This is a genomic window from Anaerococcus sp. HMSC065G05 (genome assembly GCF_001812365.1).
Classification (GTDB): Bacteria; Bacillota; Clostridia; order Tissierellales; family Peptoniphilaceae; genus Anaerococcus; species Anaerococcus vaginalis.
Map to the genome: position 1 here is coordinate 21,846 of NZ_KV808728.1, position 11,135 is coordinate 32,980.

Genomic DNA, 11,135 nt, shown 5'->3' on the forward strand with positions numbered 1-11,135 from the left:
CAATCCACACTCCCGTGAAGGGAGTGACATTTTAATGATGTTGATAGTTTTTTAACTGATGTTCAAATTTCAATCCACACTCCCGTGAAGGGAGTGACGCTATGAACGAAAGGTAATTAAATGGAATATTTAGTATTTCAATCCACACTCCCGTGAAGGGAGTGACAATGATTATAGGCATGATAGGCATAGTTCTTACAGGAGGACTTCAATCCACACTCCCGTGAAGGGAGTGACTAAAATAGCTCAGGCAGATTTATATGCTGATAATGATTTCAATCCACACTCCCGTGAAGGGAGTGACTGCAAATTTTGAGTCTTTGCAAGACTTTTTTTAAAAATTAGGCCTATATTTTAAAAAAATATATCTAATTTTTATCAAATATATGAGATAGATTTACTTATTATATGTTCAAATAAGAACCTCAAATAATCAATAAATCTTTTTCAGGGTTGTATGTTTCATCTTTTCCTAATGATTCTACCCTTCTTTCCCAATTTTTCCCTAAATTGTATATTCTTATGCTATCCTCTTCTAAATCTATAGCTTTTTTTAGTTGAGATTTTATTTTTACTAAATCTGAAGGATAGATATTTAATTCAAATACTGAATTTTGTACTCTTTGCCCGTAGTTAGTACATATTTTAGCTACTTGTCTTAATCTTCTATTTCCCTTTTTACTTGACGTCTTTACATCATATGTAATTAATACTTGCATTTATCACTTCCTTATATAAGGTGGATAGGACTCTATATCTCCTCTTAAATAACTATTTAAAAGTTGTGCTTGAATATGCGGTAAAAGTCCTATCGGTATTTTTTCTTCAATAAAGGGATGATATATTTCTTCGCGGCACTTATCATTCCAATAATTTAAAACTATATTTCTTCCCTTATCATTTAATAGTGTTGCTCCATTTTCTTTCACTTCGAATTTATTTTTATCTATCCTATTTAAATTTATAAGACTTAGCACAAATCTATCAATAATTGGGGCTCTCATTTCTTCAATAATATCTAAAGCCATACTAACTCTTCCTGGCCTATCTGTATGAAAGAATCCTGCATATGAATCTATCCCCACTCCTTCTAATGCCTGAGCTATATTATTTGTTAAAATACTATACATAAATGACAATAAGGCATTAACTCTGTCAAGTGGAGGCCTCTTATTTCTTCCATTGAAATAAAAATCTTCTCTTTGTTTTACAATAAGTTCATCGAATACTGAAAAATATTCTGCTGCTATTTTTCCTTCTATTCCTCTAAGCTCATCTTTAGATTTTGATTTTGGAATTTCTAGCATTAAGTTTTTTATTCTATATATTGCTTTTTCCATTTTTTCTAAGTTTATTTTATCTTTATGATCTAGTTTTCCTCTAATTAATAATTTTCTAGAATTATATGCCTTTGCATATATTATATTTTTTGAAAAATTTAAAGATTGTTCGCTATCACTAATTTTATATTGTTTTTTTCTTGTATAGATATTTCCATAACTTTTTCCAATAACTCTTCCGCAAAAATTTCCATGTGGATCATAAAAACTCATGCTTACATTTGATTTCATGCAAAGCTTCATTAGAGAAGGACTAACACCCATATAATTAAAACAAATAATTTGACTTAGTATATGGATAGGATATCTTTTTACACATCTTCCATCTATAAATATAAGTATATTCTCTCCCTCTCTTTTTAAATAAGCATCTGGATTTGTTATATACAAAGTATTTAATAGTTTTTTCATAAATCTTCTCCATATAAATAATTGTGAATGCTTTTAGGTTTTTTTGTAAGTCTTGGATTACATACTTCATATAGTGAGCATAATTTACATTTCCTATAAAATTCAGCTTTTGGAATAATTTTTTTATCATAATATTGGTGCATAAGCTTTGCAGTATCTATAGTCAACTCTCTTAATTTGTCTTCAAAAATTATCTTTTCTCTAGTATCAGTTTTTCCATAATAAATGTATCCATATTCTAGATTTACGCCAAGTTCTTCTTCTAGACAAATAGCTTCTGCCATAAGTTGACAATCATCATAAGAGTATTTTTTCTTTTTTCCTCTTTTATACTCAATTATAGTAGCTTTCCACTTTCCTTTTTTTCCTTTTATATTTATACCATCTTCTGATTTTTCAAATTCTATAACATCTAAAATACCACTTAAACCTAAAGTTTTTGAACTTATTGGCATAGCTCTTGATATTAGTTTATTTTTTCTTTTTTCCTTTATAAATGGTTTATCAGCCTTGGAATGAAGAATTTCTCCTTCACTAGTGTATATATTTTCTTCCCACAAATTTTCAATGTGAATCAATGCCCATTGTCTTTTACAAAATAAAAAGTGTTGGATGCCACTTAACAATAAGTAATCATCTATATCATACATTTATAAACCTACAAAATGTTCTACTTCTATACCTAATTTTTCATATTCTTTAAGTTTATCTTCATCTAGTCTAATATTATGTGCCTCATAACTTCTTTTTAGCTTTATTTCATCGCTTGTATCATATATTAATAAATCTTTTAATTTACCACTTGATACATTTCCTATTTTAGAATTATGTTTTATCCAGTAAATGTCTTTAATTTCCATTGAACCATCTGGTCTTGCTGATGATATATCATTTAAAAATAAAGTTCTTATAGCCTCTTTTAAAACTTCCAAGTCTTTTTCATCAAAACCAGTTTTCTCAGCAAAATAAGCATTTACACTTCCATTAACTACATATATTCCATAATCTACATAACTTTTTGATCCTATAGTATCGGAGCTTCTTTTTCCACTTTTTTCTTCTTTTCCATTTACACTTTTAGTAATTTGCATAGTTGTTATATCTATTGTATCTATAGACTTTGCGATTGAAATTGATACTGGTCCCCTAATTCCTATGGCTCTATTATCCATATAGGTTATAACTTGTCCAAATGATCTTACATCAAGCCAATATTGGCATGCTTTTTCTTCTATTTCTTTGTCTGTTGATTTTTTATCATCTTTGTCAAACTTAGATAAGAATCTAGCTTCTAATGAATTGAAACCATCATCACTTCTATAATCAGATTTTACAAATATTTCATGCCCCATATCTTGCATTCTATTTCTAATTTTTCTTTTGATACATACATCACTTATTTCTCCAAAACCATTTGTATCAATTCTTGGCATATTTCCTGCCAATGGATCTCCATTAGGATTTGCGCCTTCTACTTTTATTGTAAATATAAAATCTATTTTATTATTAATCATTTATTTGCTCCTTATTTTCTTTTTTTGTAAAAATATCTTGAATTTGTCCTTCGTATCCAAATATAAAACCCGCACTTAGAGCTTTTCTATTTACTTCTTGTCTATAATCATAATTATCAGCAATAAGATTAGTTACTTCATTTATTTCATTTTTTATTTTAAAGTATATTCTTTTTTTATTTTCATTAGCTATTAATTTTTTTTCGTATGGTTTTATAACATCTCTTAATCTTAGGTTCATTGTGGCTGGATTATTTATAAAACTTGTCCAATATTTTTCTGCGTTTGTTATTCTAGTGTCTTGATTACTTTTATCTTTTGTTTCAAAACATAATTTTTCAACCCTTTCGTATAATGCCAGCAACCTGCCGTAAAGATAAGATCTATCTAAATTCTCTCTATCTAACATATTATCTTCTATCCCCCATTTTCCTCTTAAAACTGCTAAAGAAGTATTTTTAACTATTATCCAAGTTTCCTTATACCTACTTCTTAATTTAATATTATTTTCTAAAGACTTAATAATGTTATTGCCTATATCTTTTCCTTCAATGATACAAGAAATAATATTCTGCATTTGATTTCTCAAAACTTTTTTATTATCTAGTGATAGTTTTCCATTTCTTTCAACTCCATAAGAAACTAATGTAATGGCGTAAGGGCTTGGAGTATATAATATTTCCTGATTTGTTTCCTTGTTAAATCCATACCAATAATATTTGTCCTGCCATTTTTTAAGATTTTCTTTTAAAATTGAAACATCTAATTCTTTAAAATATTTTGCTGCAGCTCTTCCATTACTTATTTTGTCAAAAATTCCAACATAAAACTTTGAATCATCTGAAAATAAAATTTTCCCTTTTAGAAAAGATTCGCCAACGCTCTTATTTTCTTCTCCGCTTATTGGATTTGAAAATTTTTCTTTAACTTTATAAATTCTTGAATTTAAATTTATACCAGACTCATTTTTTATATCATCTGAAAACCAGTTTATTAGATATGTGTTATCTCCTAGCCATACACTAGTATCTTTTGAAGATAATAAATATTTCGCCATTAGATGAATTTCTTGACTTGTATTAGCTCCTATTTCAATAGTTTCTTCTGGACTTTTAAACCTACCATAAAAATTTTCATTATTTGCAGTAATTTGAGATATTAACCTAGCTGTAGCCATCAAAGGCCTATGTTTTGTACACAAATAATCCTCTTTTCCACTTATATTACAAATTATTTTTTTCTTTTCACTATCTTTTTTATCTAAATAATTTACATAATCCAGATATAATTTGTGTAATTTATTATTTTCACTTAAAGATACATCTTTGAGACCGTCAAAATCCTCTATAGTAAATGTGAAAAATATTTTAGAAAAATCTATCTCATTTTTTTACTTTTTTTACTATTTGGATCATCTATGCTTACTTTCAAATTCTCTTCAATTTCGTAGTCTATATATAACTTATCTAAAATTTTTACAAATGATTTAGAATTAGATAAGAATTTATAGACTACATTTAGAAAATCATCATCACTATAATCTAGCCAATATTTTAATTGGGTCATATAGGCTATATTTTTATTTGAACCTTTATCAAATAAATATGAGCCATTATCAACAATAGGATGTGGACTAGCTCCGCTTGATCTAGCAACAGAATCTTCAGTCACAGGAAATACTATAGAATCTTCTTTAGTCAGAAATCTCGAATCAACTACATTAGAATTTTTATCAAGTTTTATGCTAATTATATTTTTCCCATTAGATTTCTTACTATCGTGGTACAAAGGGAGAATAATATCACAAGAATCATTATCATCAATCATATTATTGTTTTTTGCATATTCGTATGAATTATAAAGTGCTTGAAGTAAACTCATATCTCGCCCCCATATTCATTCAATTCTTCGTCAACATTTTTTATTTGATTTGAAAATTTAAAGCTATATTCGTTTAATTCATTTATAATTCTACATTCTTCTGGTTTTATAAAATTAATTCTTCCTTCTTTCATTTCTATTGGCGCAAAGGTTGATTTTAATTTATCCTCAATTTTTTTTGGATATATAAAACCGTTAAACATAATACCAAAAGATAAATTAGTGTCATCATAATAACCTATATCGTTTTCATATTCGTTTTTATTTAACATTTCAATATATCCCATGCATTCACTGACGCCTAAAAATATAGGTCTTCTTCCCCCTCTTTTTAATGATCTTTTTGTAATTTCTTCATGTTTTCTCATATTTCTATCATTTTTCAAATCGTCCCTGTCATAATTCCATTCAAAATGAAATTTCACATAATAACATACATTTATAAGATAAGTATAATTGCTCAAATCAGAAGAATAATCTTTCAAAAAAAGCCTTGTTCCAAAAGAATACGTTTCAATTTTTTTCATAATTCTCACTTCATCAATTTGATTTTTTATAGTTGGCTTAAAATAATTTGCATCTATTATTCCTCTTAAAGCTTCTCTCGTAGGTATCTGATATGTTATTTTTTCTCCCCCAGCTTTAGATTCTGGACTAGTCCACAGAGCTCTAGAGCCATAAATTTTTGCGTAAAAAAATTGTGATTTTTCCATTTTTCCTCCTTTCATATTCACGTTATTATTAGTGTAAATTATTTTAAAAAATAAATCAAATTTTTCTTATTTTCTGGTATAATTTATATATCAGAGTAAACTCTGTGGATTGAAAAACGTTTTTATTTGTGTAAGGAGCAGAATATATGCTCCTTTTAAATTATAAACAAATCTGAATTTTCAAATTCCACTCCTGTTTTTTTATTGTAAAATTCTTCTTCTAATATATAAACTTTTCCATCCATTATCTTTTCACATAAATTTAAATTAGAATTACTTATATTCACACTGTATGGATTTAACTTCCTCATAATAATTTTCATATTCTTTAAAATATTAATGTCATAGCTTTGATAGAATTCTTTTTCTAAATTTCTTAATTTATTTATAAAATATTTTGTATCTTCGCATTCTACAATTGCTGTATTTTGATTTTCATTTATTAAATTGAAATTATCATAAACCTCTTTAAAACTTTGAAACATATCAACATTTATATTATTGAAATATTTTAAGTGATTTTCTTCAATATTTCTTATATTAGTTATCATATCTTCGTTAGTTGACAATAATTCCACTAAATTACTATTTTTAATTTCAAAACTTAATCTATTATAAGTTAAGTTTTCATAAAGTTTATTAAAATATAAGTCAACTATCTCATTTATTTCTTGGTTTTTATCTAATCTGTCTAGTGCATATTTCCCCGCAACTTTTCTTTCTTTTAGACTTATAATATGGTCTAAATTTTCGACTTGTCTTGACAAGTTTATCAAATACACAATTCCAGATTTTATTTTACCTTCTCTGTTGCATCTGCCCATTGATTGGATTATAGAGTCAATGCCCGTATAAGATCTTATTACTATTTCAAAATCTACATCCACCCCAGCCTCTATTAGCTGAGTACTTATTACAATTATATTTTCCTTATTTTTTAATTTGACTTTTATTTCTTCTATTATTTTAAGTCTATCCACAGAGTGTAGATTTGTAGTTAGATAATATAATTTATCATCATCAACAAATTTCTTTAATAATTCGTATGTATCTTTAACAGCTTTTTTTGTATTAAGTATGGTTAAAACTGACTTACTAGAATTATATATAATCAGTTTTTTTAAATCCTCTAGCGTAGATTCTTTTCCTTGATTATAAATTTTAACTTTAGTTCTTTTAAATACCTCTTCTTGCTCTTTGTTTAAACTAATTACATCTATATTTTTTTCTTCAAAATCTCCATAATTCAATTTGTAGACTAAGGAATTGTAATCAAAAGTCGGCTGAGTGGCTGTTGATAAAATTATGTTCACTTTTATTACTACTTTTAAAAAATTAAGCGCTAAATTGGTTGGATATAATACATCTACTGGCAATGATTGTAATTCGTCAAGTATAATTACAGAATTTATCATAGATTTAAACCTTCTTATATTTGAAGATCTTCCCTTAAAAAGGGTATTGAAAAACTGCACCATAGTCGTCAAAATTATAGGATTTGTCCAATCGTCAATCAAATATTGTCTTTTTATTTGATTAAAACTGTCGCAAGTTTCATCATTTGTTAATGTATATTGTTCTTCATCTTTATCATTTATTACATTTGAATGATGCTCTAAAATATATGAATCATTTTCTAAAATCTCTTTCATAACTTTTGCGTTTTGTTCAAGAACAGAAAGATATGAAGTTATATAAAAAAATCTTTTTTTATTTTTATATTTCAATTGATTTACCCCATATCTCAAAGATAAAAGTGTTTTTCCAGATCCTGTTGGTAAATCCAACTTATAAATACCGTTATTATCTTCTATGGACCTTATTAAAATTTGCTTTGCTATATCATTCCTGGCTATATTTATAGCTGAATTAGCTTTAGAAAAAGATTTGTATTTTTCTTCTATTCTATCTGCAAAATTATTAATTATTTTTTTATCTTCCTTTTCATTATCATCTTCTATTATTTTTTCATAAGAATTTATAGTATCTTTTACATCAGCAGATTTTAAAATCGACAAAACAAGTCTGATAATCATAGAATTATAAAATTGAATAGCTTTATATAAATGTAAGTCATCTTCAATTCCACAAGAGCACTCATTTAATTTCTTAATTATATGATCATATTCAAAGAAAGCATTTTTAAAAATTTTATAAATATCTATGTTTTTTTCTAATAAATATTTACTAATTTTTTCATATAAATTATGGTATGTATCTCCAAATTCCTCCTTCAAATTCGCCATTCTATCAATAGAAGTAAATACATAATTATTTTCCTTATTTTTTCTAACCATATTATATTGACTATGATGAGATAAAATTGAATAAATTAAAATATTACAAAAATCATTAAATTCATATTTCATATTCTCATCATTTACTATTTCAGAAAAATCATCTTTCTCTTTTAATTTTTTTACTAATTCATGTATAAAAATTCCACCTAAGCTTGAATGATCAACTTGCTTATTTGTATTGCCTTTTATTTTTTCTTGAAATTCATCTCTAACTTTTCCTATGTCATGAAACAGACCAACTAAAAAAGATATATTTCCTATGCCTACTTCTTTTCCCATATTTTTTGAATCAAAAGCTGTGTTAATCAAATGGTCAAAAAGCTTTTGTTTTCTCTCATTATTTTTTTGGTCAATGTGAGCATATATATTATCAAACATTTTGCATCCTTTATACTTTAATATATAAATAATATACCCAAATAAATATTTATTTTTCTAAATCAAAAACAACATAAAAAATTTCTCCCCCCACACATTGTTAATTTTATATTAATGATTTATAATACCCCTAGAGATAGTATTTAAGTTTTAAAACTATACTCTTTTACACCATTATATTTAATTTTAAAAAATGAGCTTATATATTTAGTGAGACTCAAAATATTTTGTTACTTGTGCAAGGTTTTTGTCTGTTTATTAAATATAAACTGCTTTTACCTTGCTTTTTTTAAGGAGATTTTATGGAAATTGAAATGTTAAAAGGAAAAATTCATAGGGCTACTGTGACTCAGGCTGAACTTGACTATGTTGGTTCTATTACTGTTGATGAGGCTTTGCTCAATGCAGCTGGAATTAGAGAGTATCAGAAAGTGCAAGTAGTTAATATTAACAATGGAAATCGAATTGAAACTTATACGATTGCTGGCGAGAAAGACAGTGGTGTTATTTGTTTAAATGGTGCTGCGGCAAGACATTTTTCGCCTAATGATTTGGTTATTATAATGGCTTATGCCTCTTATAATGAAAAAGATTTGGAAAATTATAGTCCGAAGGTTGTTTTTGTTGATGATAAAAATAAAATCAAAAAAATTTCATCTTACGAAAAACATGGGACTTTAGTGTAAATAAATTTTAGTGGTGTAATAGGCTATCTCTAAATATTTTTAGAGGAGAAGAAAATGAAAGTTATCAAAAAAATTGATGAATTGAAAGATGTTTTAAAGGATTTTAAAAAAGAGGGCAAATCTATCGGTCTTGTTCCTACAATGGGGTTTTTACACAAAGGTCATGCAAGTTTGATTAAAAAAGCTGTTTCAGAAAATGACATCGTAGTTGTTTCTGATTTTGTAAATCCTATTCAGTTTGGACCAAATGAGGATTTGGAGGCTTATCCAAGAGATATAAATGCTGACAGCAAATTGTGCGAAGACTTGGGAGCTGATTTTATTTTTAATCCTGAACCTTCAGAAATGTACCACGACAAAAAAGCTTTTGTAGATATTGAGGGACTTTCTGATAATTTATGTGGAGCAAGAAGAGCCGGACATTTTAGGGGCGTTTGTACAGTTTGTACAAAATTATTTAATATTGTCGGCCCTAACAAAGCATATTTTGGACAAAAAGATGCCCAACAACTTTCAATCATCAAAAAATTAGTTTTTGATTTAAATATTCCAGTTGAAATTGTTGCCTGCCCAATTGTAAGAGAAGACGACGGACTTGCTATGTCATCAAGAAACACTTATCTTTCAGCTGACGAAAGAAAGGCTGCTCTTTGTCTTTCAAAAGCAATTTTTGAGGGAGAAAAAATGGCAAAGAATGGATCAAGTGTAAAAGAAGTTTTGGAAAAAATGGAAGAAATAATTTCATCAGAAAAACTTGCAAAAATCGACTATATCAGTGCCGTTGACCTTGAAACAATAAAAGATGTAGACAATTTCAATAAAGATACCTTGGTTGCCATTGCCGTATATATTGGAAAAACTAGATTAATTGACAATTTTATTTATGAGGTGTAGACGTGGAAAAATTTTCAAGAATTTCAGATAAAATAACTCAAAATATCGGTTTAATTATTGTAATATTTTCTGTCGTAGCCTATTTTGTCCCAGATTATTTTTCTTGGATGACAAATTACACAACAATTTTTCTTGCCCTTGCTATGTTTGGAATGGGAACTTCAATCGAATCCGATGCCTTTAAGAAAATTTTAAAAAATCCTAGGGATATTTTTATAGGAGCCTTGGCACAATTTACAATTATGCCCTTGCTTGCTTGGATTTTGGCAATAGGATTTGACGTAAATAAAGATATTGCTTTAGGAATTATCCTTGTAGGATCATGTCCTGGAGGAACAGCATCAAATGTAATAACCCACATTGCAGGAGGAAATGTTTCGATGTCAGTTTCTATGACAATTTTATCAACCCTTCTTGCTCCAATTGTTACACCATTTTTGGTATATCTTTTGGCAGGAAGATGGGTTGAAGTTTCAATTTTAGCCATGTTTAAATCAGTTGTGACAGTAGTTTTAATACCAGTTTTGATGGGAATTTTTGCAAAAAAATTAAGCCCCAAAAAAATGGAAAAATCAAAATCAATTTTCCCATTAATATCATCTCTTGCAATTATTTTAATAATATCAGGAATAATAGGAGCAAATGCAGAAAAAATCGCCAAATCCGGATTAATCGTTTTATTAATAGTAATGATTCATAATGCACTAGGACTTTTATTAGGACTTGGTGTTGCAAAAATTTTCAAAATGGATTACGACAAGCAAACAGCCCTATCAATCGAAGTAGGAATGCAAAATTCCGGTCTTGCCATCCAACTTGCAACAGCAAATTTTGCCCTAAACCCACTAGCAACCCTCCCAGGAGCAATATTTTCAATCTGGCACAATATTTCAGGTTCAATTTTCGCATCACTTAGAAGAAAAGATGTAAAAGATCTTGCCTTTGCTAGGGAAAAATAATTATAAAAAAAGATGAGGAAATTAATCCTCATCTCAGAGCGTCGACAAACCCACCAATA

11 protein-coding genes and 1 CRISPR repeat array are annotated in these 11,135 nt (G+C 27.6%); of the genes, 3 read left to right on the forward strand and 8 right to left on the reverse strand.

Translation table 11 applies throughout. The features are described from left to right. Positions 1 to 304: direct repeats of the CRISPR family, unit length 28 nt; unit sequence CAATCCACACTCCCGTGAAGGGAGTGAC. A 121-nt stretch (positions 305 to 425) separates the two neighbouring features. From cas2 to HMPREF2852_RS09400, 8 genes are all read right to left on the reverse strand, one after another. Beyond that, positions 426 to 719, reverse strand: coding sequence for a CRISPR-associated endonuclease Cas2 (gene cas2 / locus HMPREF2852_RS09370; RefSeq protein ID WP_070607996.1), 294 nt, complete (start codon positions 717 to 719; stop codon positions 426 to 428). 3 nt (positions 720 to 722) lie between these two features. Next, positions 723 to 1,751, reverse strand: a complete 1,029-nt coding sequence (cas1c, locus tag HMPREF2852_RS09375; RefSeq protein WP_070607998.1) for a type I-C CRISPR-associated endonuclease Cas1c — start codon at positions 1,749 to 1,751, stop codon at positions 723 to 725. Beyond that, on the reverse strand, positions 1,748 to 2,401 hold the full coding sequence (gene cas4 / locus HMPREF2852_RS09380) for a CRISPR-associated protein Cas4 (protein ID WP_070608000.1): 654 nt from the start codon (positions 2,399 to 2,401) through the stop codon (positions 1,748 to 1,750). The genes cas1c and cas4 overlap by 4 nt, the downstream gene beginning before the upstream one ends. Then, entirely contained in the window at positions 2,402 to 3,265 is an 864-nt protein-coding gene (cas7c, locus tag HMPREF2852_RS09385) for a type I-C CRISPR-associated protein Cas7/Csd2 (RefSeq protein WP_070608003.1), read from the reverse strand. After that, complete coding sequence (locus HMPREF2852_RS09390; protein WP_315940765.1) at positions 3,258 to 4,646, reverse strand: type I-C CRISPR-associated protein Cas8c/Csd1; 1,389 nt, start codon at positions 4,644 to 4,646, stop codon at positions 3,258 to 3,260. The genes cas7c and HMPREF2852_RS09390 overlap by 8 nt, the downstream gene beginning before the upstream one ends. Then, positions 4,643 to 5,146 (reverse strand): type I-C CRISPR-associated protein Cas8c/Csd1, encoded by a 504-nt coding sequence (locus HMPREF2852_RS10205; protein WP_261668313.1) that lies wholly within the window; start codon positions 5,144 to 5,146, stop codon positions 4,643 to 4,645. The genes HMPREF2852_RS09390 and HMPREF2852_RS10205 overlap by 4 nt, the downstream gene beginning before the upstream one ends. Beyond that, positions 5,143 to 5,859 carry a type I-C CRISPR-associated protein Cas5c gene (gene cas5c, locus HMPREF2852_RS09395; protein WP_070608005.1) on the reverse strand — a complete coding sequence of 239 codons (717 nt, stop codon included), beginning with the start codon at positions 5,857 to 5,859 and terminating at the stop codon, positions 5,143 to 5,145. Before cas5c ends, HMPREF2852_RS10205 begins: the two co-directional genes overlap by 4 nt. A 155-nt stretch (positions 5,860 to 6,014) precedes the next feature. Further along, entirely contained in the window at positions 6,015 to 8,537 is a 2,523-nt protein-coding gene (locus tag HMPREF2852_RS09400; RefSeq protein WP_070608008.1) for a CRISPR-associated helicase/endonuclease Cas3, read from the reverse strand. A gap of 302 nt (positions 8,538 to 8,839) precedes the next feature. Here HMPREF2852_RS09400 and panD point away from each other — a divergent pair, with 302 nt between their 5' ends. From panD to HMPREF2852_RS09415, 3 genes are read left to right on the forward strand one after another with little or no spacing between them, the layout of a single operon-like run. Beyond that, positions 8,840 to 9,223, forward strand: a complete 384-nt coding sequence (panD, locus tag HMPREF2852_RS09405; RefSeq protein WP_019118946.1) for an aspartate 1-decarboxylase — start codon at positions 8,840 to 8,842, stop codon at positions 9,221 to 9,223. 54 nt (positions 9,224 to 9,277) lie between these two features. Further along, entirely contained in the window at positions 9,278 to 10,117 is an 840-nt protein-coding gene (gene panC, locus HMPREF2852_RS09410; RefSeq protein ID WP_070608009.1) for a pantoate--beta-alanine ligase, read from the forward strand. A gap of 2 nt (positions 10,118 to 10,119) precedes the next feature. After that, positions 10,120 to 11,076 carry a bile acid:sodium symporter family protein gene (locus tag HMPREF2852_RS09415; RefSeq protein ID WP_070608011.1) on the forward strand — a complete coding sequence of 319 codons (957 nt, stop codon included), beginning with the start codon at positions 10,120 to 10,122 and terminating at the stop codon, positions 11,074 to 11,076. Positions 11,077 to 11,135: the final 59 nt, after the last annotated feature.

Excerpts from the sequence above, each read along its gene's own strand:
- cas2 (WP_070607996.1), bottom strand. The coding sequence starts at position 719 with ATGCAAGTATTAATTACATATGATGTAAAGACGTCAAGTAAAAAGGGA.
- cas1c (WP_070607998.1), bottom strand. The coding sequence starts at position 1,751 with ATGAAAAAACTATTAAATACTTTGTATATAACAAATCCAGATGCTTAT.
- cas4 (WP_070608000.1), bottom strand. The coding sequence starts at position 2,401 with ATGTATGATATAGATGATTACTTATTGTTAAGTGGCATCCAACACTTT.
- cas7c (WP_070608003.1), bottom strand. The coding sequence starts at position 3,265 with ATGATTAATAATAAAATAGATTTTATATTTACAATAAAAGTAGAAGGC.
- HMPREF2852_RS10205 (WP_261668313.1), bottom strand. The coding sequence starts at position 5,146 with ATGAGTTTACTTCAAGCACTTTATAATTCATACGAATATGCAAAAAAC.
- cas5c (WP_070608005.1), bottom strand. The coding sequence starts at position 5,859 with ATGGAAAAATCACAATTTTTTTACGCAAAAATTTATGGCTCTAGAGCT.
- HMPREF2852_RS09400 (WP_070608008.1), bottom strand. The coding sequence starts at position 8,537 with ATGTTTGATAATATATATGCTCACATTGACCAAAAAAATAATGAGAGA.
- panD (WP_019118946.1), top strand. The coding sequence starts at position 8,840 with ATGGAAATTGAAATGTTAAAAGGAAAAATTCATAGGGCTACTGTGACT.
- panC (WP_070608009.1), top strand. The coding sequence starts at position 9,278 with ATGAAAGTTATCAAAAAAATTGATGAATTGAAAGATGTTTTAAAGGAT.